This is a genomic window from Mesorhizobium australafricanum, from assembly GCF_033977265.1.
Taxonomy (GTDB): Bacteria; Pseudomonadota; Alphaproteobacteria; order Rhizobiales; family Rhizobiaceae; genus Mesorhizobium; species Mesorhizobium australafricanum.
This window is the reverse complement of record NZ_JAVIIT010000010.1, coordinates 1-22916: the sequence shown is the minus strand read 5'-3', so window position 1 is coordinate 22916 and position 22916 is coordinate 1. Positions and strand designations below refer to the sequence as shown.

The 22916-nt window shown below is 64.0% G+C and carries 28 protein-coding genes and 1 pseudogene; 8 read left to right on the top strand and 21 right to left on the bottom strand.

Annotated elements, in window-relative coordinates; genetic code table 11:
- Positions 1-5 precede the first annotated feature (5 nt).
- The 3 genes from RFM98_RS19835 to RFM98_RS19825 form a co-directional block, all read right to left on the bottom strand.
- On the bottom strand, positions 6-878 hold the full coding sequence (locus tag RFM98_RS19835; RefSeq protein ID WP_320216372.1) for a carbohydrate ABC transporter permease: 873 nt from the start codon (positions 876-878) through the stop codon (positions 6-8).
- A 143-nt stretch (positions 879-1021) separates the two neighbouring features.
- Positions 1022-2332, bottom strand: a complete 1311-nt coding sequence (locus RFM98_RS19830) for an ABC transporter substrate-binding protein (RefSeq protein WP_320310456.1) — start codon at positions 2330-2332, stop codon at positions 1022-1024.
- A gap of 172 nt (positions 2333-2504) precedes the next feature.
- Positions 2505-3413 (bottom strand): LysR substrate-binding domain-containing protein, encoded by a 909-nt coding sequence (locus RFM98_RS19825; protein ID WP_320310455.1) that lies wholly within the window; start codon positions 3411-3413, stop codon positions 2505-2507.
- Between the two features lie 110 nt (positions 3414-3523).
- Here RFM98_RS19825 and RFM98_RS19820 point away from each other — a divergent pair, with 110 nt between their 5' ends.
- A complete protein-coding gene (locus RFM98_RS19820; protein WP_320310454.1) occupies positions 3524-3709 on the top strand; it encodes a hypothetical protein in 186 nt (61 codons plus the stop codon).
- A gap of 42 nt (positions 3710-3751) precedes the next feature.
- Here the strand turns inward: RFM98_RS19820 and RFM98_RS19815 are convergent, their stop codons facing one another.
- Positions 3752-4711: a sugar-binding transcriptional regulator gene (locus RFM98_RS19815; RefSeq protein WP_320310453.1), complete on the bottom strand. Its 960-nt coding sequence runs from the start codon at positions 4709-4711 to the stop codon at positions 3752-3754.
- Between the two features lie 312 nt (positions 4712-5023).
- Here RFM98_RS19815 and RFM98_RS19810 point away from each other — a divergent pair, with 312 nt between their 5' ends.
- Positions 5024-5656: an HAD family hydrolase gene (locus RFM98_RS19810; RefSeq protein ID WP_320310452.1), complete on the top strand. Its 633-nt coding sequence runs from the start codon at positions 5024-5026 to the stop codon at positions 5654-5656.
- 327 nt (positions 5657-5983) lie between these two features.
- Here the strand turns inward: RFM98_RS19810 and RFM98_RS19805 are convergent, their stop codons facing one another.
- The 8 genes from RFM98_RS19805 to ureC form a co-directional block, all read right to left on the bottom strand.
- Positions 5984-6751 (bottom strand): class II aldolase and adducin N-terminal domain-containing protein, encoded by a 768-nt coding sequence (locus tag RFM98_RS19805; RefSeq protein ID WP_320310451.1) that lies wholly within the window; start codon positions 6749-6751, stop codon positions 5984-5986.
- Between the two features lie 66 nt (positions 6752-6817).
- Positions 6818-7450 carry an urease accessory protein UreG gene (gene ureG, locus RFM98_RS19800; RefSeq protein WP_320310450.1) on the bottom strand — a complete coding sequence of 211 codons (633 nt, stop codon included), beginning with the start codon at positions 7448-7450 and terminating at the stop codon, positions 6818-6820.
- Entirely contained in the window at positions 7447-7887 is a 441-nt protein-coding gene (locus tag RFM98_RS19795) for a DUF3995 domain-containing protein (RefSeq protein ID WP_320310449.1), read from the bottom strand. The genes ureG and RFM98_RS19795 overlap by 4 nt, the downstream gene beginning before the upstream one ends.
- On the bottom strand, positions 7884-8555 hold the full coding sequence (locus RFM98_RS19790; RefSeq protein WP_320310595.1) for an urease accessory protein UreF: 672 nt from the start codon (positions 8553-8555) through the stop codon (positions 7884-7886). Before RFM98_RS19790 ends, RFM98_RS19795 begins: the two co-directional genes overlap by 4 nt.
- Positions 8548-9120 carry an urease accessory protein UreE gene (gene ureE / locus RFM98_RS19785; protein WP_320310448.1) on the bottom strand — a complete coding sequence of 191 codons (573 nt, stop codon included), beginning with the start codon at positions 9118-9120 and terminating at the stop codon, positions 8548-8550. The genes RFM98_RS19790 and ureE overlap by 8 nt, the downstream gene beginning before the upstream one ends.
- A gap of 71 nt (positions 9121-9191) precedes the next feature.
- Entirely contained in the window at positions 9192-9827 is a 636-nt protein-coding gene (locus RFM98_RS19780) for a glutathione S-transferase family protein (protein ID WP_320310447.1), read from the bottom strand.
- 57 nt (positions 9828-9884) lie between these two features.
- Positions 9885-10478 carry a hypothetical protein gene (locus RFM98_RS19775; RefSeq protein ID WP_320310446.1) on the bottom strand — a complete coding sequence of 198 codons (594 nt, stop codon included), beginning with the start codon at positions 10476-10478 and terminating at the stop codon, positions 9885-9887.
- A 91-nt stretch (positions 10479-10569) separates the two neighbouring features.
- Entirely contained in the window at positions 10570-12282 is a 1713-nt protein-coding gene (gene ureC, locus RFM98_RS19770) for an urease subunit alpha (RefSeq protein WP_430682327.1), read from the bottom strand.
- 197 nt (positions 12283-12479) lie between these two features.
- Here ureC and RFM98_RS19765 point away from each other — a divergent pair, with 197 nt between their 5' ends.
- A complete protein-coding gene (locus RFM98_RS19765; RefSeq protein WP_320216385.1) occupies positions 12480-12863 on the top strand; it encodes a hypothetical protein in 384 nt (127 codons plus the stop codon).
- A gap of 117 nt (positions 12864-12980) precedes the next feature.
- On the top strand, positions 12981-13466 hold the full coding sequence (locus tag RFM98_RS19760) for a hypothetical protein (RefSeq protein WP_320310445.1): 486 nt from the start codon (positions 12981-12983) through the stop codon (positions 13464-13466).
- Positions 13467-13486: 20 nt separating this feature from the next.
- Here RFM98_RS19760 and RFM98_RS19755 read toward each other — a convergent pair whose 3' ends face one another.
- Genes RFM98_RS19755 through RFM98_RS19735 form a run of 5 tightly spaced genes read right to left on the bottom strand, consistent with a single transcriptional unit; the run spans position 13487 to position 15857 of the window.
- Positions 13487-13792: an urease subunit beta gene (locus RFM98_RS19755; RefSeq protein WP_320310444.1), complete on the bottom strand. Its 306-nt coding sequence runs from the start codon at positions 13790-13792 to the stop codon at positions 13487-13489.
- 7 nt (positions 13793-13799) lie between these two features.
- Positions 13800-14393 carry a HupE/UreJ family protein gene (locus RFM98_RS19750; RefSeq protein ID WP_320310443.1) on the bottom strand — a complete coding sequence of 198 codons (594 nt, stop codon included), beginning with the start codon at positions 14391-14393 and terminating at the stop codon, positions 13800-13802.
- 19 nt (positions 14394-14412) lie between these two features.
- Positions 14413-14667, bottom strand: coding sequence for a DUF1272 domain-containing protein (locus tag RFM98_RS19745; RefSeq protein WP_320310442.1), 255 nt, complete (start codon positions 14665-14667; stop codon positions 14413-14415).
- 5 nt (positions 14668-14672) lie between these two features.
- Positions 14673-14975: an urease subunit gamma gene (locus tag RFM98_RS19740; protein WP_041003069.1), complete on the bottom strand. Its 303-nt coding sequence runs from the start codon at positions 14973-14975 to the stop codon at positions 14673-14675.
- A gap of 21 nt (positions 14976-14996) precedes the next feature.
- Positions 14997-15857, bottom strand: a complete 861-nt coding sequence (locus RFM98_RS19735; RefSeq protein WP_320310441.1) for an urease accessory protein UreD — start codon at positions 15855-15857, stop codon at positions 14997-14999.
- Positions 15858-16060: 203 nt separating this feature from the next.
- On the opposite strand from RFM98_RS19735, the gene RFM98_RS19730 reads away from it, so the two are divergent.
- From RFM98_RS19730 to RFM98_RS19720, 3 genes are all read left to right on the top strand, one after another.
- Entirely contained in the window at positions 16061-16315 is a 255-nt protein-coding gene (locus tag RFM98_RS19730) for an acyl carrier protein (protein WP_027167033.1), read from the top strand.
- A 4-nt stretch (positions 16316-16319) separates the two neighbouring features.
- Positions 16320-17528 (top strand): beta-ketoacyl-[acyl-carrier-protein] synthase family protein, encoded by a 1209-nt coding sequence (locus RFM98_RS19725; RefSeq protein WP_320310440.1) that lies wholly within the window; start codon positions 16320-16322, stop codon positions 17526-17528.
- Positions 17529-17661: 133 nt separating this feature from the next.
- A complete protein-coding gene (locus RFM98_RS19720; protein WP_320310439.1) occupies positions 17662-18366 on the top strand; it encodes a glutathione S-transferase family protein in 705 nt (234 codons plus the stop codon).
- Positions 18367-18552: 186 nt separating this feature from the next.
- On the opposite strand, the gene RFM98_RS19715 is transcribed toward RFM98_RS19720, so the two are convergent.
- The 4 genes and pseudogenes from RFM98_RS19715 to RFM98_RS19700 all read right to left on the bottom strand — a co-directional run.
- Positions 18553-18879, bottom strand: coding sequence for a hypothetical protein (locus RFM98_RS19715; protein ID WP_320310438.1), 327 nt, complete (start codon positions 18877-18879; stop codon positions 18553-18555).
- Positions 18880-19034: 155 nt separating this feature from the next.
- Positions 19035-19646 carry a nucleoside triphosphate hydrolase gene (locus RFM98_RS19710; RefSeq protein ID WP_320310437.1) on the bottom strand — a complete coding sequence of 204 codons (612 nt, stop codon included), beginning with the start codon at positions 19644-19646 and terminating at the stop codon, positions 19035-19037.
- Positions 19647-20000: 354 nt separating this feature from the next.
- Positions 20001-21107: a hypothetical protein gene (locus tag RFM98_RS19705; RefSeq protein WP_320310436.1), complete on the bottom strand. Its 1107-nt coding sequence runs from the start codon at positions 21105-21107 to the stop codon at positions 20001-20003.
- Positions 21108-21284: 177 nt separating this feature from the next.
- Positions 21285-21495 (bottom strand): annotated as a pseudogene (locus tag RFM98_RS19700) (methyl-accepting chemotaxis protein); the annotation flags it as partial.
- A gap of 172 nt (positions 21496-21667) precedes the next feature.
- Here RFM98_RS19700 and RFM98_RS19695 point away from each other — a divergent pair.
- A complete protein-coding gene (locus tag RFM98_RS19695) occupies positions 21668-22696 on the top strand; it encodes a D-alanyl-D-alanine carboxypeptidase family protein (protein WP_320310435.1) in 1029 nt (342 codons plus the stop codon).
- Positions 22697-22916: the final 220 nt, after the last annotated feature.

Here is a 22916-nt window from a genome sequence, read left to right as displayed (position 1 = left end):
CCTCCCTATTTGTCGAGGTTCTTGCCGACGGCGCGCATGGCGAAGAAGGCAACGATGTTGGCGAGAATGACGGCGATCACGCCGCCGGCGGACGCCTGACCGATTTTGAACTCCAGCAGCGCCTTCTGGTAGACGAGGAAAGGCAGGTTGGTGGAGGCATAGCCCGGGCCGCCATTGGTGGTGACCAGGATCTCGGCATAGATCGAGAGCAGGAAGATCGTCTGGATCAGGATGACGACGGTGATGGCGCGCGACATGTGCGGCAGCGTCAGATAGATGAAACGGCTGATGAAGCCGGCGCCGTCCATCTCGGCCGCCTCTTTCTGCTCGCCATCGAGCGACTGCAGCGACGTCAACAGGATCAGCGTCGCGAAAGGCAGCCATTGCCAGGCGACGATGATGATGACTGCCGTCAACGGATGCTGCCCGAACCAGTCTACCGGCTGGACGCCGAAGAAGCGCGCAATGTCGGCGAAGACGCCGTATTGCGGGTGCATGATCATGTTCTTCCAGACGAGTGCGGCAACCGGCGGCATGACGAAGAACGGCGAAATGACCAGGATGCGCACGATGCCCTGGCCCCAGATCGGCTGGTCGAGCAGCAGCGCAAGAAGAATGCCGCCTATGATGGTGATCAGGAGGACCGCCACGACGATGGTCAGGGTGTTGAGAATGGCGGCGAAGAACGCCGGATTGTCGTAGAACAGCTTGTAGTTGGACAGCCCGACGAAGCCGTCGCGGATCGGGTTCAGCGGATTGTATTGCAGGAACGAGAACCAGAGCGTGAAAGCCAGCGGCACGATCATCCAGATGAACAGCAGGATCACCGATGGCGCCATCATGAAACGGGCAAGCGAACGGGTTTGTTGAGTAGCCATGGCGGTCACCCTTCCAAAGTCAGCCGGATTTTCAGAGTCGTGCCAGAATTTTCCCGATTTTGAAAAGTGGCCGCCCGAACTGGGTTTCGGGCGGCCACCTGCCGGTCATGATGGGCGACCGGCATTCGGCACCGGGAGGAGCCTTACTTGATGTAGCCGCCCTCGGTCATCGCCGCGGTGGCTGCGTCCTGGGCCTGCTTCAGCGCATCGTCGACGCTCGACTGGCCGGCGAGCGCCGCCGAGAAGAGCTGGCCGACGGTGGTGCCGAGGCCCTGGAATTCAGGAATGGCAACGAACTGCACACCGACATAGGGCACCGGCTTGACGGTCGGATGCGTCGGGTCGGCGGCATTTATGGAGTCCAGCGTCATCTTCGCGAAAGGCGCTGCCTTCTGGTATTCCGCATTGGCGTAGAGCGAGGAGCGCGTGCCCGGAGGAACGTTGGCCCAGCCTTCCTTTGCAGCGACCAGCTCGGCATAGTGCTTGCTGGTTGCCCAGGAGACGAACTTCTCGGCGGCATCGGCCTTCTGGGTGCCGGCCGGGACCGCGAGCGACCAAGCCCACAGCCAGTTGCCGCGCTTGCCGAGACCGTTGTCGGGCGCCAGCGCGTAGCCGACCTTGTCGGCGACCTGCGAGGCCTTCGGATCGGAAACGAAGGACGCCGCGACGGTGGCGTCGATCCACATGCCGCACTTGCCCTGCTGGAACAGCGCCAGATTCTCGTTGAAACCGTTGGACGAAGCGCCTTCCGGACCGTCGGCCTTCATCAGGTCGACATAGAACTGCAGCGTCTTCTTCCATTCCGGCTGGTCGAACTGCGGCTTCCAGTTCTCGTCGAACCAGCGGGCGCCGAAGGAATTCGACATGGCGGTGAGGAAGGCCATGTTCTCGCCCCAGCCGGCCTTGCCGCGCAGGCACACGCCGTTCACGCCGTTGGCGCGGTCGGTCATCTTGTCGGCGGCCTGCTTGATGAAGTCCCAGGTCGGCGCGTCGGGCATCTTGAGGCCGGCTTTCTCCATCAGGTCCTTGCGGTACATGACGAAGGAGCTCTCGCCATAGAACGGCGCGGCATAGAGCTTGCCGTCGACCGAAAGGCCGCCGGCGATGGCCGGGATGATGTCCTTGACGTCGTAGTCGTCGCCGAGCTTGTCGAGCGGCAGGAGCCAGCTCTGCTTTGCCCAGATCGGAACCTCGTAGGTGCCGATGGTCATGACGTCGTACTGGCCACCCTTGGTGGCGATGTCGGTGGTGACGCGCTCGCGCAGCACGTTCTCTTCAAGCGTGACCCAGTTGAGCTGGATGTCGGGGTTAGCCTTGGTGAAGTCGTCCGTCAGCTTCTGCATGCGGACCATGTCGCCATTGTTGACGGTGGCGATGGTGATGGATTCGGCATGCGCGGCGAAAGCAAAAGCACTGGCCGACAACAGGCCCAGGGTAAGCGTGCGAAGTTTCATCAATTCCTCCCATAAACCAAGTTGAGCATTTGCCTTGGCTTTGAGCAATTACTCACTTGGCATGAATTATGTCAAGCCGGAATCTATGCTGCAGCGCAACAGAAATGACGCAACGTGACCCTAACCCGGCGACGCGGCCAGGATGCTGGAGAGGAAACCGAGGACAGTCGGCTTACGGGCAGGCGATCTCGGCGAGGATCCAGTCGCGGAAGGCGCGGATCTTCGGCACGTTGCGACGCGCCGTCGGATAGACCAGCCAATAGGCATGGCCGTCGTCGCCGACCAGGTCGAAGGGCTGGACCAGGCGACCATCGGCGATCTCGTTCTTGAACAGCGCCCTGGTCAGGATCGCCACGCCATGGCCGGCCATCGCCGCGTTCGCCTCATAGGCCTGCGCGCCCATGCTGCTGCCCGGCCGTTTGGCAAGATCGTGCCCTGCAACGCCGGCGGCCTCGAACCATTGCGTCCACCAGATGTCGCCGGGATCGAGGATCGGCAAGCGCAGCAGATCCGCCGGCTCCCTGACGCCGCCGATGCTCGCCGCGAGCTTGGGGCTCAGCATCGGGGTGAAATCGGCGTCGAGCAGCTTATGCGCCTCGAGGCCAGGCCACTTGCCGCCACCGGAGCGGATGGCGAGATCGACATCCTCGCGGGCGAAGTCGGTCAGGCGGCTCGACGTGTCGAGCCGCACGGCAAGTGCCGGATGAGCGATCTGGAACGCGCCCAGATGCTGCGCCAGCCAGTTCGAGGCAAAGGTCAGCACGGTGGTGACGCATAGCAGGCCTTCGGCGCCGCCGCGCGCCGCGGCATAGGCCTGGCCCAGAATGGCGAAGGCCTCGCTGACGGCGGGCGCCAGGCGCTGACCGGGCTCGGTCAATTCAATCTGCCGTGGACGGCGCAGGAACAGCGGCGCACCGATGCGCTCCTCGAGCAGCTTGATCTGATAGCTCGCCGCGGCCTGGGTCATGCCCAGCTCCTGCGCCGCCTTGGTGAAGGACAGGTGCCGGGCCACCGCTTCGAACACCCGGATCGCCTGCAGCGGCGGCAGCGGCGCAAGCTGCGGAGAGCTGAGATCGGGCATAAGGCCTCCTTATGGGTCATGATCGAGGTTTAATTGGAAGCACGAACCGGCCAACCCGATATTTGGGGTCGACGATCAATCCAGTTCAAGCATGGCGAAGGCTGAAGATCATGGTCACGGTTCAAGAAAAGCTCGTTTCCGCGCCGGTGCGCGGCTGGTTTTTCATGCTGGCGCGGGAATTCTCACGGTTTTCGGGCCGTAGGCGCGGCTATGTCGATGTCCGGGAATTGTCGGAGCATCTAAAGCGCGACATGGGCTTTCTCGACGGCAACGATCCGCGCGGCCGCTCGCAATAGCCGGCTGTTTTTATCGGTCGCGCGTGAGCTGTCCGGCTCGGATCATGCGCCGGCGAGCAGGGCTTCGGCCGTCCGCTCATCGGTGATGAGGCCGTTGACCAGCCGGCGATTGACGGCGGCAAGGATGCCCGGCAGCTTGCGTTCGCCCATGGCCAGGGCAATGACCAGCGACCTTTCCCGCGACGGCAGCGCGGCGGAGGAGACACGGTCGTTGGTGATGCCCTCGATCATGCGGCCTTCGCGATCGAAGACCCAGCCGACGATCTCGGCGATGCCCCCGGCTTTCTGCAGCGCCTTCAACTCGCTTTCCGAAATGAAGCCGTCCTCATAGAGCGGTGCCCTGGCACCGAGGTCGCCGATGCCGACGAAGGTGACATCGGCTTCCGCGGCCAGCGCCAGGGTCGGCTGGATCATCGGCTGGTTGAGCAGCATCTCGCGCTCCTCCGGCGAGGACGCGATGACCGGCAGCGGCATCGGGAAGGAGCGCGCCTTGACGCGGTCGGCCATGGTGAAAATGACGTTGTAAAAGGCCGCCGAACCGTCAGGCGAGATGTTGCCGGTCAAGGACACCACCTTGTGCTGCGGGCAGTCCATCGGCGGCAGTTGCTCGATCGCCGCCTTCAGCGTTCGCCCGGTACCGATCGCCATGACGATGGGGGCTTCCGAGCGCAGCCGGCGTTCGATCTCGGCGGCCGCCGCCTCGGCGATGCCGATCGTCGTCGAGCTCGATGTCGGATCGCTCGGCACCACTTCGACAAGGTCGAGCGCGAAGCGTGACTTCAGCCGGGCGGCGAGATCGAGGCAATTGGCGATCGGATGATCGACCCGTACCTTGATCAAGCCCTCCGACATGGCGAGCGATACAAGCCGCTGCGCCGTCTGCCTGGAAATGCCGAGCTTGGCGGCGATCTGGTCCTGCGTGTTGCCGGCAACATAATAAAGCCAGCCGGCGCGCGCGGCGTCGTCCAACCTGGAGCTGCCGGTTTCCTGTCGCGAATTCACGTCCTGCCTCCCGGCCCGTAGAAATCCTGAAACGGACGCTATAGCTTACAGCGAATACGCCCGCGCGCAATTGTCTATCGAATGGGCAATTGCTTGGGAGGCTCCCGGATCTCCGGAGGATCAATTCGTCGCGCTCCCAGCCATTTGCCGGCGGGACGGTTTATCTCCATCGGGAAACGTACTAAAGCGCGTCGCGATCTTTCAGATCCGCTCCATGCGCTTTAGTTTTTTATTTTGCGCATGTCTTTATCCCGAAACCGGTTACCACTTTCGGGAGACATGCTTTAAGGGGATCGGCGAAGGGAGCCGCGCATGACGCCGAAAGCCGTTTTCTGGGATATGGACGGGACGCTGGTCGACAGCGAGCCGCTGCATGAGGCAGCACTTGTGGCGGCGCTGCGCAGCGTCGGCGTCGCGCCGCCGGTCGACCTGCATGAGCGCGTGCTGGGCATCGCCGCGTGGCCGGTCTACGAGATGCTGCGCGACGAGTTCGGCCTTAGCCTGCCGTTCGACGACTGGATCGTGCGCAAATACGATCACTATTTGCCGATGGCCGAGACGCTGAAGCCGCGTCCCGGCGCGATCGAGGTGTTCAACGAATTGCGGGCGCTCGGCGTCGAGCAGGCGGTGGTGTCGAATTCCGACCGACTGATCGTCGATGCCAATCTGCGCGCCGTCGGCCTCACCTATCCGGGCATGATGACGGTCAGCCGTAACGATGTGATCGACGGCAAGCCGCTTGCCGAACCCTTCCTGCGCGCCGCCTATCTCGCCGGCGTCGATCCGGCGGATGCTTTCGCCGTCGACGACAGCCTGACCGGCGCCATGGCCGGGCTGGCGGCCGGCATGAAGACGATCTTCTGGCCGGAAGCGCCGATGGAAGGTCCGCCTGGAGCGATTGTGATCAACAGCGCTGAAGAGCTGCGGAAAGAACTCGGACTCTAACGAGACCGCCAAGGTCGGCGCCGCCCCTCATTGGACCTTCGGGCAGCTTGGCGCATGCATTGTCCAATGTAGCGCTGGCCGACCCCCACTCCGTCTCGGCTTCGCCGAGCCACCTCTCCCCCCGATCGACGGGGTAGAGGAAAGGCGCCAAGCCTTTTTTGCCGTCAACGCTCATCCAGCAACGCTCCCTTCCTTTCCCTCCGGAGGGGGGAAAGGTGGCGCTGCGAAGCAGCGACGGATTGGGGGAACCACGTGGCAATCAAGCCTCAGGTCGATCAGTCGCGCCCGTCACAGGCGAGCGTAACCGGCGAGAAGGAGGAGCCAGCATCAATTCCGATAAACCGGCTCTTCCTCGTCGAGGATCGCCTTCAGCTCGGCAAGATGGCGTTCGGCCTGGCCGGGGTAATCGTCCATTTCGCGCGCGGCCTTCTCGGCGATCTCGTCGGAAAGCGTGCGCAGCGGGCGGCCGGTCCACAACGCCTTGATGTAGGTCTCGGCGGCGCGTTCGAAATAGAACATGCGGTTGAAGGTGTCGGCGACATTGTCGCCGATGACCATCACGCCGTGATTGCCCATGATCATCACCTTGACCTTGGGATCGGTGAGAAGCTGCGAGCAGCGCTCACCCTCCTCCTCGAAAGCCAGCCCGCCATAATTGGCGTCGACGACATGGCGGTTGAAGAACATGGCGGAGTTCTGGTCGACCGGCGGCAGCGTCGAGTCGGCTAGCGAGGCAAGCACCGTGGCGTGGATCGAATGGACATGCATGGCGCAGCGCGCATGCGGGACATTGCGGTGGATGGCGCCATGCAAGCCCCAGGCGGTCGGATCGGGCGCATTGGGACCGGACAACGTTTCGGGATCGTTGGCGTCGATCAAAAGCAGGTCGCTCGCCTTGATGCGCGAGAAATGCACCTGGTTCGGGTTCATCAGGAACTTGGTGCCGTCCTCGTTGACGGACAGGGAGAAGTGGTTGGCCACCGCCTCGTGCATGTTGAGCCGGGCGGTCCAGCGGAAGGCGGCGGCGAGATCGACCCGCTCCTCATAATAGGGCAGGTTGCTCAGCGGTTCCTTGTGCAGGCGGGCAAGGCTCATCGAAAATCCTCCTGTTTGCGAGACAATGCCGCGCGGTGCGGCTGCCAGCAACCGATAACTGGTGGCTCAGGCGGCGGGGCGCGCCGATTGCAGCCCGCCATGCTCGACGATGAAGTCGATCACGTCCTGCAAGCCCTTGCCGCGCGACAGATCGGTGAAGCTGAAGGGCCGCTTGCCGCGCATGCGGGCGGCGTCGCCTTCCATCACATCCAGGTTGACGTTCACATAGGGCGCCAGATCGCTCTTGTTGATGATGAGGAAATCCGAGCGGGTGATGGCCGGGCCGCCCTTGCGCGGGATCTCCTCGCCCTGGCAGACCGAGATGACATAAAGCGTCAGATCGGCAAGGTCGGGCGAGAAGGTGGCGGCTAGGTTGTCGCCGCCGGATTCGATGAAGATGATGTCGAGATCAGGAAACTTCCTGTTCAGGTCTGCGATTGCCCGCAAATTGATAGAGGCGTCCTCGCGAATGGCGGTGTGCGGACAGCCACCGGTCTCGACGCCGACGATGCGCTCCTCCGGCAATGCTTGTAGCCGCGCGAGCATCATCGCATCCTCCTTGGTGTAGATATCGTTGGTGACGACGGCGATGGAGAAGTCGTCGCGCAACGCCTTGCAGAGCTTTTCGGTCAGCGTCGTCTTGCCGGAGCCGACAGGACCGCCGATGCCGATGCGAAGAGGACCGTTTTTCGAGGTCATGCCGGAAACTCCGTGATGGCAAGGATTGCAAAGCCTGCCCCGATCATCAGGCAGAGCGGCGAATAGAGACGCTGGTCGAGCCGCGCGAAAGGCTGTTCCGGAGCGAGCCGGCGCCACCACGGTGTGAAGCCGGCAATGCCGCGCCCAAAGAAGACGAGGCCGATCATCAATGCCGTGGCCGCCAGTCCCTGCTTTGGAAAGGGCGTCGCAAAAACACCCTCGAGCGCCAGCGGCCACAGCGTTGCGAGAACGAGGCAAGCGGCGACAGCGAAGCTCGCGAAGGCCGAAGGCATCTCGTCGACGCCGCGGAAGCCGACGACGGCGCGGGCGCAGGATGCCTGATCGGTGCCCGGCCAGATGCCGCCTATGCCCCAATAGACATGCAGCGCGGTGATAACCAGCAGGACGAAGGAGAGGACGAAGGCGAGAAGGGTCATGAGCGGAACAGCCGCGAATATTGGGTTTCGTGCTTCATCGCCATGATGTCGGACATGAAGGCTGCGCCGCCTAAATCGTCGAGCGTCGACGCCGCGGCGCAGGCAGCCGTAGCGATGGCCAAAGTTTCAAAGCCGGCTAACAATGCGACAGCATCGGTTTGGCCTATGACACCAAGCCTGATCGCCGCCTGCACCAAATTGGAGAAGAAAGCCTGCAGGAAGGCGGACAGCGCCTCCGCAAGGCCGATGCCGCCGCTGCCTGCAACGGCACCGACTGCAACGCAATAGGGGCAATCGGCCGGCAAGCGCTCCAGCGCCGGAGACGACCAGGCGGACGCCGCCTGGAGAAAGGCCGCGCCCTGCAGCATGGTTTCGAGATGACGTTCCTGCGAGCCCGCCAGCGCCTCGGCCAGAGCCGCGACCTCCGCCAGATCGCCACCGTCTCGCGCGCGCCGCCAGCTTTCGGCGAAGAGCACGGCGTCGTTCCAGCCCGATCCCATCTCGACCAGCGTCTCCAGCCACCGGGCGAGATCGTCGCGATCGTTGATCAGTCCATCATGCACCGCGCGCTCGAGGCCATGGCTGTAGGAGAAGCCGCCGACCGGAAAGGCCGGCGACAGCCAGGCCATCAGCCGCAAAAGCGCGACGCTGGAAAGCTGCTCAGTCATGGTGATGGTGATGACCATGATCGTGGTGATGATGGTCGTGCGCATGATCATGGTCATCGTGGTCATGATCATGGTGGTCATGCGAATGGCCGTGATCGTGACCGGAATACGCACCGCGCACCGGGCTGAACGGTTGCGAAACCTCGCTCACCTTGGCGCCGAGACCTTCCAGCATCGCCTTGATGACATGGTCGCGCAGGATGAGGATGCGGTCCGGCTCGATGCTTGCCGCGAGGTGGCGGTTGCCGATGTGCCAGGCAAGCTCGGTAAGATGCACGGCGTCGCGGGCGCGGATGTCGTAGACCTCCTCCGGCGCCGCGACGATCTCGAGCTGGCGGCCGTCCTCCAGCACCAGCCGGTCGCCATTGGCGAGCGCCACCGGCTCGGCCAGGTCGACCAGGACCTTGTCACCGGCCGCCGTCTCGATGGCGCGGCGGCGCAGATGCCGCTCGTCATGCGGCAGCACGGCCTTGTCATAGGGCTTGGTCAAAGCCGGATCGCCGGCGGCAAGCACCGAGACCGCGCGCGGAAACTTGGTGAAATCGGTGTTGATGTTGAGCTTCATTTCATGGCTCCGCCATTAGAGCGCCGCGCGTCCTCTTGGACGCGCAAAAGGACGCTCTAACACTTTTGAATCTATGCATCGTGCTTTCCGAAAATCGATTCCGATTTTCGGGCCGATGCATGGGCTTGGGCGCGAGCCCGAGCGGGTCGCGACAGCACACGGTCGAAATAGTTGTTGACCCGTTCGGACTCGATCGGAAACCGTCCGGCGCGGGCCCAACCGCCCATATCGCCGAGCAGCACGTCGACGGCGGAGAACCTGTCGCCCAGCGCAAAGGACTTGTCGCCAAGCCGGCGATCGAGCGCTTTCACTTCGGAGGCGAAATCATAGGTGGCAGCCGGGCCGACATCGACCCGCACTTCCTTGGGCAACAGAAAGCGGTGGCGCAGCTTGTTCCACAGCGGCGCTTCCAGCTCGCTCTGCGCGAAATGCATCCAGGAATCCATCTCGGCACGGCCGGCAAGGCCAGGATTGGCGCCCATGCCCATCTCGGCATGCTTGTCGGCCAGATAGACGCAGATCGCCGCCGAATCCGTGACCTTGAGGTCATCGTCGATCAGGATCGGCACCTTGCCGGACGGGTTGAGTTCATAGGCCTCCGGCGAGCGCAATTTGACCTCGACGAACGCGTAGGGCTGCCCAAGCTCCTCGAGCATCCAGAGCACGCGGCTGACCCGGGAACCTCGCGATCCGATAGCCTTGTACATGGTTGAATCCTGCATTCCCCAAATCCTAGACCAACGCGGGCATCGGCCCAATGCCTCTTACACGATGGTGTCGAAGAGCCGCAGGATGAACGATATCTGGTAGATCAGCGCCGCCGCGACGAAGGCGATATGAAAGCGGCGGTCGCGCACCAGGATCGCCACCAGGCAAAACGCCACGAACACCGGCGTGCGGAACAGATATTCGTTGCCGAAACGGGCGAAATGCTCCGGGCCCTTGAGCAGCGTGTCGATGACGTCGAGCAGGTAGGTCGCCGCCAGCAGCCCGAAGAACCAGGCGCGGCGCGAGTAAAAATAGTCCTCGTAGCTGGTGTAGTCGAGCATCGAATCCGGAAACAGCAGCGCACAGAGCAGGAACAGCGTGATGGCGTAGAAAATGATGAACAGGTATTTGCCGAAGGTCCAGTTCTCGATGCTGTAGAGTCCGAATTCCCACCACCAGAAATGCACCAGCATCAACAGCACCGAGCCGACCCAGGCGAGATGCACCGCGTAGAGCCGGTACTGACCGGGATGCTGGACAATGCGGGCAGTTCCCGAAAGCAACCGGGTGACGCCAAGGCCGATCACCATGCCCATGACGATGCGGATATGCGGGAAGATATCGTGCGGAGAAGCGATTTCGGTGGACATGCTTATTCGCTATGCGGTTGTTCAACCGCATAGTGCAGTCTCCCTATGCCACTCGCAACGGAATTTGGCCGTGCACCCCGAGAGGCCGAGGTCAAAACAGGAAATACCTCTGCGCCATAGGCAGCACGGTTGCCGGCTCGCAGGTCAAGAGCTCGCCGTCGGCGCGAACCTCATAAGTTTCCGGATCGACCTCGACATGCGGCGTGGCGTCGTTGAGCACCATCGAATGCTTGCCGATGCCGCCGCGCGTGTTTTCGACAGCGACCATCGCCTTGTCGACACCCAGCCTGCCCTGCAGGCCGGCATCGAAGGCGGCTTTCGAGACGAAGGTGACCGATGAATTGGTCAGCGCCTTGCCATAGGCGCCGAACATCGGCCGGTAGTGCATCGGCTGCGGCGTCGGGATCGAAGCATTCGGATCGCCCATGGGCGCGGCCGCGATCGAACCGCCGACCAGCACCATCTCCGGCTTGACACCGAAGAAGGCCGGATTCCACAAGACGAGATCGGCCCGCTTGCCGACCGTTATCGAGCCGATCTCCTTCGACAGCCCGTGCGCGATAGCCGGATTGATCGTGTATTTGGCTATGTAGCGGCGGACACGGAAATTGTCGTTGTCGCCGATTTCCTGAGGCAGCGCGCCGCGCTGGCGCTTCATTTTGTCGGCCGTCTGCCAGCAGCGGATCGCCACCTCGCCGACGCGGCCCATCGCCTGGCTGTCGGAGGAGATGATCGAGAAGGCGCCGATGTCATGCAGGATGTCCTCGGCCGCGATCGTCTCCTTGCGGATGCGGCTTTCGGCGAAGGCGATGTCTTCCGGGATCGACGGCGACAGATGGTGGCAGACCATGAGCATGTCGAGATGCTCGGCCAGCGTGTTGACGGTGTAGGGCCTGGTCGGATTGGTCGAGGACGGGATGACGTTGGGCAGGCCGCAGACCTTGATGATGTCGGGCGCGTGGCCGCCGCCGGCGCCCTCGGTGTGGAAGGCATGAATGGTGCGGCCCTTGATGGCCGCCACCGTGTCCTCGACAAACCCTGACTCGTTCAGCGTGTCGGTGTGGATCATCACCTGCACGTCGTAGTCGTCGGCGACCGAAAGGCAGCAGTCGATCGCCGCCGGTGTGGTGCCCCAATCCTCATGCAGCTTCAGCGAGCAGGCCCCGGCCAGCACCATCTCCTCAAGCGCCGCCGGCCGCGAGGCATTGCCCTTGCCCGACAGGCCGATATTCATCGGGAAAGCGTCGAAGGCCTGGATCATGCGCGCCATGTGCCACGGCCCCGGCGTGCAAGTGGTGGCCAGGGTGCCATGCGCCGGCCCGGTGCCGCCGCCAAGCATCGTCGTGATGCCGCTCATCAGCGCTTCCTCGATCTGTTGCGGGCAGATGAAATGGATATGCGCGTCGAAGCCGCCGGCGGTCAGGATCTTGCCTTCGCCGGCGATGATCTCGGTGCCGGGGCCGATGATGATGGTGACGCCGTCCTGCGTGTCCGGGTTGCCGGCCTTGCCAATCGCGGCGATGCGGCCGTCCTTCAGGCCGATATCGGCCTTGACGATGCCGGCGAGCGCATCGACGACCAGCGCGTTGGTGATCACCGTATCGACCGCGCCGCCGGCCCGCGTGACCTGGCTCTGGCCCATGCCGTCGCGGATGACCTTGCCGCCACCGAATTTCACTTCCTCGCCGTAAACAGTGAGGTCCTTCTCGACCTCGATGAACAACTCGGTGTCGGCAAGCCGCACCTTGTCGCCGACCGTCGGGCCATACATCTGCGCATAGGCGGCACGGCTTATCCTGGCCATCAGCGATTGCTCCCGAAATTCAGGTTGCCAAAAGTAAGGTTGCCCAAAGTAAGGTTGTTTGGGCGCGGGCTGCACATTGTCGCCATCCAATGGTCACGCAATGACCCGCTCAGTGACACCTTGCGCGCCCATTTGGCGGTTGAGGTGGCCCCGTCAGCCCAAAACGACCGTTTGCCAAACCGATGGAAGGAACATCCATGCGCAAAACGATATTCTTCGCCGTGGCCGCCACCCTGATGATGGCGGGCACTGCCAGCGCTCAGCAGCAGCCGACCCCGCAGCCCAGTCCGGCGCCGACCGCACCCGCGCCGGCCGCGCCGAAGGCTCAGCCTGGCGTACCGGCGATCCAGAGCGTCAACATCATCGACATCACCGAACTGCCCAAGGACACGCAGACGCAGGTCAACCAGATCGTGGCGCAGCGCGGCGACGTCGGCCTGCAGACATTGCGCAAATCGATCGACGCCACGCCTAAGGTGAAGTCCGCGCTGGAGGCCAAGGGCGTCAGCTCGGCGCAGGTGATCGCCGCCAGCATGCAGCCCAACGGCGCGCTGACACTGATCACCAAGAAGGCGAGCTGATTGCACGCCAAGGCGGGCCGGTTCGCGGCCCGCCAGCCAGTTTTTGAAGGGAACCTCGGGCCAAGCAGAACCGTTTCGCTTTTTTCGCCCCGCCACGAGTTCAGTCAGGAGCGAGCGATGGCGAATGTCTCGCGCTTTGCAAAATGGACCCCTGTGGTTGCCGCCACGCTTTTCCTGCCCGCGCTCCATGCCGCATCCGCCGCGCAGCCGCTGAACGGCGACAGGCCGGCCGCTGCAATCGTCGATTCCAACATCCGGCAGGAGGAGACGCTTGCCAAGACGCAAGCCGGAAAGGTCATCACGGCCATTGACCGCACCCGCGAAAATATCGGCACGGTGCGCAAGACCACCAAGCTCGACACGGTCGACATCGTGTTCCTGACCGATGCGGCGCGCAGCGAAGGCGGGCCGCCACCGGCCATCGAGAACAAGGTGAAGCAGCATAAGGACGATGTGGCTGAGCTGCGCCAGGAGATCGAGGCGAATGCCCTGCTCTTCAATGCGATCGATTCGCGGCGCGTGATGGCCGAGGACGTGCTTGCGGTGGAGTTCGACAATCCCGGCAGGATCGTCATCTATGCCGCCGCCAAGCCGCCGAAGTGATTTGAGCGCGCCGGCCACCGTCACAGCTTGCCCATCACCTTCTGCTGGAAACCATAGACCTCGCGCTTGCCGCCCAGCGGCACCAGCGTGACATCACGCTCCTGCCCCGGCTCGAAGCGCATGGCGGTGCCGGCGGCGATGTCGAGCCGCATGCCGCGCGCGCGTTCGCGATCGAATTTCAGGCCCTCATTGGTCTCGAAGAAATGATAGTGGCTGCCGACCTGGATCGGCCGGTCGCCGCTGTTGGCGACCTTGAGCGTGACGGCCGGCCGGCCTTGGTTGAGCTCGATCTCGCCCTTGGCCGCGATGACTTCGCCGGGGATCATCGTGCCCTCACAAAACGCCAAAGGCCAGACCGACGCCGACCGCCGCGCAAGCGGCACCGGCGGCGCGCGCCATGCTTCGGAAGCGCAGGCCAAGCCTGAGGCCGGCCGCAATGCCGAGGCCATGGAGCAGCGCCGTGGCGGCGGCAAAGCCCGCCATATACTCCAGCCCACCGGCATTTTCGGGCACTTCCGTGCCGTGGGCGTGACCGTGAAACAGCGCGAACACACCGATGAAGGCAACACCCGCCGAGACCGGCAGGTCGACGGCCAGCGCCACCAGCAGACCGAGCGCCACGACGGAAGCGAGGATGCCCGGTTCGACGAAAGGCAGCGGCACATGCAGCATGCCGAGCGCGGCGCCTACCAGCATGACGCCAAGGAAGGCGAGCGGCCACACCCAGACCGCCTTGCCGCCCTTCAGCGCCGCCCACAGGCCGACGGCGATCATCACCGTCATATGGTCGAGGCCTGACAGCGGATGCCCGAAACCGGCGGCGAAGGAAGAGATCGCGCCGGCGCCGACATGGGCTTCAGCGGGCATCGCCGCCGCCAGCAGCAGGATGGCGGCGAGCGTGCTGCGTTTCGTCGAAGCGGAGATCATCTTTCTGCCCTTTCCCCGGTTAGGCGGCCTTACGCGGGCCGCAGCCTTCGGCCTTGAGAACGCGCCTGGTCGATGGCGGATATTTCGTCAGCTTGGCTGCCGGCCGGATCGGCCGCGGCGAGAAATTGCCGCCGCAATTCGGGCAGACGCCACCCAGCACATTGTCCACGCATTGGGCGCAGAAGGTGCATTCGAAGGTGCAGATCAGCGCATCGGTCGCCTCCGGCGGCAGATCCTTGTCGCAGCATTCGCAATTGGGCCTGAGCTCCAGCATCGGTCTCACCTTATGGGTTCGTGCACGGTCACCAGCTTGGTGCCGTCGGGAAACGTCGCCTCGACCTGGACGTCGTGGATCATCTCGGCGATGCCGTCCATGACCTGGGCGCGGGTGACGACATGCGCTCCCGCCTCCATCAGCTCGGCGACCGGACGGCCGTCGCGCGCGCCTTCGACGACGAAGTCGGTGATCAGGGCGATGGCTTCGGGATGGTTGAGCTTGACGCCTCGTTCCAACCGCTTGCGCGCCACCATCGCCGCCATGGCGATGAGCAGCTTGTCTTTTTCGCGCGGCGTCAGGTTCATGCAACTTCCCGGCAATCGAAATCAGAGTGACCACAATTTAGGCAGGCCCGCCCGCCCATTGAGCAGTTCGACGAGCGGAACCAGCCGCTTGCGGAGCTGGTAGCCGTCGCCGGCACAAAGCCTCGCAAGAAGCTTGCCAGATCGGCCGACGCTCCAGAAACTGGCGCCGCCCTTGCCCCCGACATGGGGGTCACCGATGATGGCGCGTGCCGGCTCCAGCAGGCTTTCCGCTTGCGGCGAAACGAGCAGCAAGGTGGCGATGGCGAGCGCACCGCCGGCCGCCGCCGGCCGCTGAAGCGTTGCCGCGATATCCGGACCGATGCGGAAATCCTCCGCATGGATCAGCGCGCCGCCCTGGCTGACCCGCCAGCGGTCATGGAAACTGCCGTTGGCTGTCCGCTCGCCCATCGCAAGCCGGCCGAACAGCGTTGCTTCGAGTATCAATGCCTCGGCATCCTGCGCGAGCTCGACATCCAGCGTGCGGGCGAAGGCGGCACGATCGAAAACGATGGTTTCCTGCGGCAGCCAGGCTATGCGGCCGCGTGGGGCGACCCGCAGGCCGACGCTTGTCTCGGCCCTGTCGGCGGCGGCGCGATAGACCTTCTCGCAGGCCTGGGTGGTGACGGAAGCGGAGGCGTCGGCGCCAACCTCGATCGCCCAGCTGAGGCGGTCGCCGCCGGTCAGCCCGCCGGCGGTGTTGATCAGCACCGCCTCGAGCGGGTCGCCTTGCACCGCCGGCAGCCGGATTTTGGCCGATCCGTCCTGGTAGAGCCGCTGCAAGCGCGTCCGGCCACCGCTTTTGCCGCAGAAAAGCCTGCCTAGCCCGGCAACACGTTGCGCGGCAGGCAAAGGAGCGGCGGGCCGCGAGCTGTTCTCGATCATGTCCACGACCCCAGGTTAAGCACTCCGACGGCTTTGTCGATATATCGCTTGTTGCTTGACATCGTTTCGGTTTCTATAGAGGGAAGCCACCCTGGAGCGGTCGCGCGGTGCCTGGCGAGGGAAGGGCAACGGCGTTTGTTGGATCCGGGGATCAAAAAGGGGCGCTGATCAGTTGGCGTCGGGAACGACAGGGAAGGAACCGAATGGCTGACCAGCTGACGACCGAGATCATCGAAAAGATCAAAGCGCATGCCGATACTGGCGGCGAGGAAATCACCACCAGCACCGATCTCAGCACGCTCGGCATCCATTCGCTGGAGCTGACCGAGATCATCTTCGATCTCGAGGAAAAGTATGGCATCGAGATCGAGATGAACACGGTCGACGCCTGGAGCAATCTCAAGAACGTCGGCGACATGGTCGAGGCGGTTCGCGAACTGATCGCGAAAAAAGCCTGATTGCATGCAAAAACGCGTCGTCATCACCGGCATTGGCGGGATTTGCGGGCTCGGCAACGATGTGCCGGCAATGTGGGATGCCATGCGCGCCGGCCGCTCGGCCATCGGGCCGATCGACAATCCGTCGCTGCATGACCTCAAGGTCAAGACCGGCTGCGAAATCAAGCAATTGCCGGACCACGGCATCGACCGCAAGCAGGTCGTGTCGATGGACCGCTTCAGCCTGCTGGCGGTGATCGCGGCGCGGGAAGCGATGCAGCAGGCGGGATTGGTTGCACATGCCGACAACACCTACCGGATGGGCGCAATCGTCGGCATCGGCGTCGCGGGCTTCGAGACCATCGAGGAGAATTACCGCGCAATCCTGATCGAGGGGCGCAACCGCGCCGCCATCTTCACCGTGCCGAAAGTGATGCCGGGCGCGGCCGCCGGCCAGGTCAGCATGAATCTCGGGCTGCGCGGCCCCGTTTTCGGCGCCACTTCGGCCTGCTCGTCGGCCAACCATGCGATTTCCACGGCGGTCGACCAGATCAGGCTCGGTCGCGCCGACGTCATGCTTGCCGGCGGCACCGAAGCGCCGCTGGTGTGGGGCGTGCTCAAGGGCTGGGAGGCGCTCAGAGTGCTTTCGCCCGACACCTGCCGGCCATTCTCGGCCGACCGCGCGGGCCTGGTGCTTGGCGAAGGCGCTGGCATGGCGGTGCTTGAAAGCTACGATCACGCGATGGCGCGCGGCGCCACCATCTTGGCCGAGATCGCCGGCGTCGGGCTTTCGGCCGATGCCTCCGACATCGTCGCGCCGACCGTCGAGGGACCGGAAGCGGCAATGCGTTTCTGCCTGGCGGATGCCGGGCTCAATCCGGAAGATGTCGACTACCTCAACGCGCATGGCACGGGCACCAAGGCCAACGATCAGATCGAGACCGCGGCAATCAAGCGCGTCTTCGGCGAGCATGCCGCTTCGCTTTCGGTGTCCTCGACCAAGTCGATGCATGCGCATTGCCTGGGCGCTTCCGGCGGGCTGGAGATGATCGCCTGCGTCATGGCGATCCGCGACGGCATCGTGCCGCCGACCGCCAACTACCGCGAGCCGGACCCGGACTGCGACCTCGACGTGACGCCGAACGTGGCGCGCGAGCGCCAGGTGCGCGCGGCGCTCAGCAACAGTTTCGCCTTCGGCGGAACCAATGCGGTTCTGGCCTTCAAGGCGGTCTGATCGCAGCCGCCCGGTTGACCGTGTGTGCATGGCAAGCCGGTTGCCGGTGTATTGATCCGGGCCGGCCGGGGTCCTAATTCTTTGCACACCCGCCATGAGCGCCGCCCGGCGCCAGCCGCATCCGGAGTTTGCGATGACCGACCTATCCGCCTTTCCGATCGCCAAGCGCTGGCCGGCGAAGCATCCGGACCGCCTGCAGCTTTATTCCGCCACGACTCCCAATGGCGTGAAGGCGTCGATCGCGCTGGAAGAGATCGGCCTGCCCTACGAGCCGCATTACGTGGATATCGGCAAGAATGAGAGCTGGACACCGGAATTCCTGTCGCTCAATCCGAACGGCAAGATACCGGCGATCATCGACCCGGACGGTCCGGGCGGCAAGCCGATCGGCCTGTTCGAGTCAGGCGCTATCCTGCTCTATCTGGCCGACAAGACCGGCAAGCTCATTCCCGCCGATCCGGCACTGCGCTACGAGACGATCCAGTGGGTGTTCTTCCAGATGGCGGCGATCGGCCCGATCTTCGGACAGGTCGGCTTCTTCCACAAATTCGCCGGGCGCGAGATCGCCGACAAGCGGCCGCTGGAGCGTTACCGCGACGAGTCGCGGCGACTGATCGGCGTCCTGGAAACGCGGCTGAAGGGCCGCAAGTGGATCATGGATGACGACTACACCATCGCGGACGTGTCGATGCTGGGCTGGGTGCGCAACCTGATCGGCTTCTACGAGGCGCGCGAGCTGGTCGGCTTCGATGATTTCCCGGCCGTGGCCGAATGGCTGGAGCGCGGCCTGGCACGGCCTGCGGTGAAGCGGGGCCTCACCATTCCGGCGAAGGGCTAAAGCGCGTCGCGCTGAACCGGATTCAGGCGACGCGCTTTAAGTCTTTGTTTTGATGCATGTCGTTGTCCCAGAACCGCTGCACACTTCTGAGCGACATGCATTAAAAGCATTCCAGGAAAAGTGCGCAGCGGCCGGCTCGTCGACTTCGCCGTAGCCTACCGTCCGGCATTGCGTAAATTCTAAACGCTATTTCGCCTTGGCCTTGGCGCCACCCCGGCCGAACATGGAAGCCGCAAGCCGCGCGGTGGCGACGACCGCGCCTGTCGCAACGCTTGCCGCGGTGCGGATCGGTCCCGACTTCTTTGCCGCCGGCTTGGGGTGCTTCGCGCTCCTGGCCGCGACCTTGTGAACCGTGCCAGGCGTCACTTTCTTCGGGGCCGCCTTGCCGAAAGCCGGCTTGGCATCTTTCGAACGCTCGGCGACCGCTGGGCCGGCGCCGGCCTTGGCCTGCGTCGTCCTAGACTGGTTGGCCTTGTTTTTCTTGGGCGCGAGTTTTCTGTTGTTGGTTGCCATCTGACGGCTCCTGCTATTTTCTTTTTCGCAATTCCGGGACGGAAAGCGGTTCTACACTCTCCTGGAATTGCTCCGGTGCCGGACAATTCTGGATAGGGTCATAACGACGTGAAAACCTTAAGGTTCCCGTCGGAAAGTATTGAAAATTAAGCGGGTTAACCAACCACCATATCGGCCGGCCGGCGCCGCGCCAGCACCCGTTCGATGTTGGGCATGTCATTGGAAGCGATCCAGGCGCGGGCGTCCTCATCGGACTTGCCATGGCCGCGCCAGCGCTCCATCAGCCGGCGCTCGAGCTCATTGCGCGGCACGTCGACGAAGATGGTGAAATCGAAAAGCGGCGCCAGCCGCGACCACGGCTCCTCGTCGAGCAGCAGATAATTGCCCTCGACCAGGATGAACTTGGTGTCGGCGCCGACGATCTCGGCCGCCGCGCGCGACAATTCGATGCTGCGATCGAACACCGGGATGGCGATATCGGGTTCGCCGGAGCGGATGCGCTTCAACAGCGTCTCGAAGCCGGCGAAATCGAAGGTCTCCGGCGCGCCCTTGCGGGGGCGCAAACCACGGCGGTTGAGAATGATGTCGTCATAGTGGAAGCCGTCCATGGACACGACCTCCGCGCTGCCCTCCGGCAGCAGCTCATGCAGCGAAGCGGACAATGTCGACTTGCCGGAACCTGGCGGGCCAGCGATGGCGACGATGAAGCGCTTGGCCTTGCCGGCGCGCTTGAAGATGGCGGCTGTGATATGGGCGATCTCGGACATCGGCGTCTTTCCGGGTGCGGTTCGGCCCGCATCTTGGCGGGTGTGGATGGAAATTTCAAACCTGGTTCCTGGAAGCCGAGGTCTCAACCGTTTGTTTGGCAGTCTCCCCGCCTTCGAGATTGGGCGAAGACGCCCCATCCCATCGTCATCCACGGGCGGACCAAGGAGCGTAGCGACGCAGCGCAGACCCGAGGATCCATGCCGTTACGCGTGAGCGCTGCGGCGGTTCAGAATTCTGCGCCGTTTGCAACCTTCGACCAAGATCACGGCATGGATTCCAGGGTCTGCGCTGCGTCGCTTCGCTCCTTGCTCCGCCCTGGAATGACGAACTCTCAGGCGCTCTGGCTCGACCTCTCAAGCCGGAACCGAGCTGCCGATGCGCAGGAACTCGCCGTCGAACTGCACCTCCCGCGCTGCCCCGTCGGAAGCAAGCACGCGCAATCGGTCGGGCGCGGCTTCCAGACCGCGCGGCGGCTCGGTCTCGGCGAACGGAACCGCGCCGATGACATGGCGGAACGAGACCGATCGTCCTTCGGCAAGGGCAAAGGCTGTGGCCACGCCTTCGTGCTTCAGCCAGTTGTCGCCGAGCGAAGCGGCGTGGCCGACCGCGGCACGGCCGTCCTCGATGCCGAGCACGCCGATATGGCGGCCGCTCCAGGGCGCGTAATCGCGACCGCCATTCGAGAACCACAGCATGGTGACCGGCAGTTCGGCCGGGTTCTTCAGCACCAGCACCAGGTCCTGCTCGGCGCGGCGGGCGATCGCCGTCCAGCCCGGGCCGCCGTGATCGGCCTCGACCAGGGTGATGAAATCCTCGCGCCTGTCCTCCATGCGGTAGTCGGTGAGGTCGGCGGCGCCGCCGGCGGCGAGCGGGAACCGCGTGAGATCGGTGGCGCGGGCGGGATAAGCCAGCATGAAACGGCCGCGCGCCGGATCGGGCTCCAGCGGCGTCGGGGGCGTGACCGCCACGCGCTTCGGCGAGAAGGCAAGCCGGCCGCCGTCCTGCATCGCAGTCATCGGATGATGGGCGACGGAGATGGCGCCGGACCCACCCGAAAAGACATGTTCCTGGTAGAGGAAGGGGTGGCCGTCGCGCAGCGTGAACACCTTGTCGACGGCCGCGCCCATCACCTTGCGGCGCAGCCGGAAGACGGCCCGCCAGCCGCCGGCAATGGCGCCGTTTTCGACGACGTCCCATTCGCTGTTGGCCGGCCAGCCATGCAAGGGTGCCGCCTCGACATCGCTGGTGGAGAAGGGAGCGCAGAGGAAATCGCCGGACAGGCGCACGGTGCCTTCAGGCAGGTTTTCCGGCAGCGTCTCGCGCGGCGCGCCGACCCAGGGGGCGCGATGCAGCGGCTTCAGGATATGGCCGTCGATTTCGACCTGCATGGCGGCGATGTGGCCAACGGTTAGGTCGAGCGAAACCGAAATTCCCTTTGCGCCGATCGTGACCCTATCCATGCATGCCTCCCGCGAATCTTTGCTCGCCGGCAGCAAAGCCTGTCCGGTACCGGGTAGGCAAGGGCGGCGGTCGGCATTTTGCATCAGCGATGGCGCGGCAGCCAATTGTCCGCGTCGCCGCTCCCCCTCATTGCCATGCCGGGCATTTCTCCCCGTGAACGGGGAGAAAGGGGCTCACTACTGCCGCTTATACTCCCGCACCGGCGACTTCGTGCCGTCGGTATAGGTCACCTGCACCGCCATCGATTTCACCTCGTCCTTGACCTTGAAATAGGGTTGGTAGTCGGAGGGAATGGCATAAGGGTCCTTGGCGTCGCAGGGCGGCATGCCTGATGGCGCAGCGGAAGGACAGCATCTGGGTGAAATAGACCAGGCCGCGATTGCCGCCGGGTCACCGGCGCCAGCCTCTTCTCCGCGCCGGGGGGACGGTGGCCGCGTAGCGGCCGGATGAGGGGGCTGCGCGACAATAAATCCTGGGTATTAGCCCCGTTAACCAGTTGGACGCGGCGGACGGGTTACGCTAGCTTCGCCGCATCTCAGCAACAGCTTCAGAACACGTCTTGCCCCGTCCCCTCGCCATCCTCCAGAAATTGATCGCCGTGCTGGCACTTCTCGCGTTCGCGACCGGCTGCACGACGGCCGCGCCGCCGGAAAGCGTGCTGACCGTACCGGCACAGCCGCAGAAATACGCCGCGATCGTGGTCGATGCCTCGACCGGCAAGACCTTGTTCGAGGTCAACTCGACGGCGCAGCGCTATCCGGCCTCGCTGACCAAGATGATGACGCTCTACATGCTGTTCGAGGCGATGGAGGCCGGCCGCGTCACCAAGCAGACGCAGATCCCGGTTTCCGACCATGCCGCCTCGCAGCCGCCGACGAAACTGCGTTTTCGGCGCGGCGAGACGATCGACGTCGATTCAGCCATCCGCGCCATGGTGGTGAAGTCGGCGAACGACGTGGCGGTGGCGGTGGGCGAGTATCTCGGCGGCGGCTCAGAGGAGCAGTTCGCCGCCATGATGACCGCCAAGGCGCGCCAGCTCGGCATGAGCAGCACCAATTTCCACAATGCCTGCGGCCTGCCCGACGATGCACAGGTGACCACGGCGCGCGACATGGCGGTGCTGGGCCTGGCGCTCGAGCATCGCTTCCCGCAGCATTTCCATTATTTCTCCGAAAGCGACTTCATGTTCCGCGGCCGGCTGGTGCGCGGCCACAACGACATGCTGGGACGGGTGCGCGGCGTCGACGGCATCAAGACCGGCTATATCCGCGCCTCCGGCTACAACATCGTCACCTCCTACAATGCCGACGGACGGCATCTGATCGTGGTGGTGATGGGCGCCGCCAGCGCGCGCCAGCGCAACGACCATGTCGAGCAGCTGATCCAGCGCAGCCTGGGGCCGAGCAGTGCGCATGCCCAGCCCAGGCTGATGTATGCCGGGCAGCAACCGGCCTCGCCACCGCCGCTTCCCGGTTTGCCGGAGCCTGGCATGCCGGCGCCCAATTCGGCGTTGCCGGGTTTGCCCGCGTCCGATTTGCCGTCGCCGGATCTGGCGTCGCCCAGTTCGCCGCTGCTGCCGGCGCAGTAGACGGCCAGAGCGCCTCGAGTTTCGGGTAGATAAAGGTTCAAAACGCCGGCGGGACAGCACCCCCCTCTGTCCTGCCGGACATCTCCCCCTCAAGGGCAGGGCTATCGCATATGAGTTATCGCCTGGATGAGATAGGCGTCATTCCAGGCGCATTTTTTGATGCGGTGGCTGATTGGAACTTTGTCGGCATCTGCGGCCTGAAGGATATTTCTGGCGATTC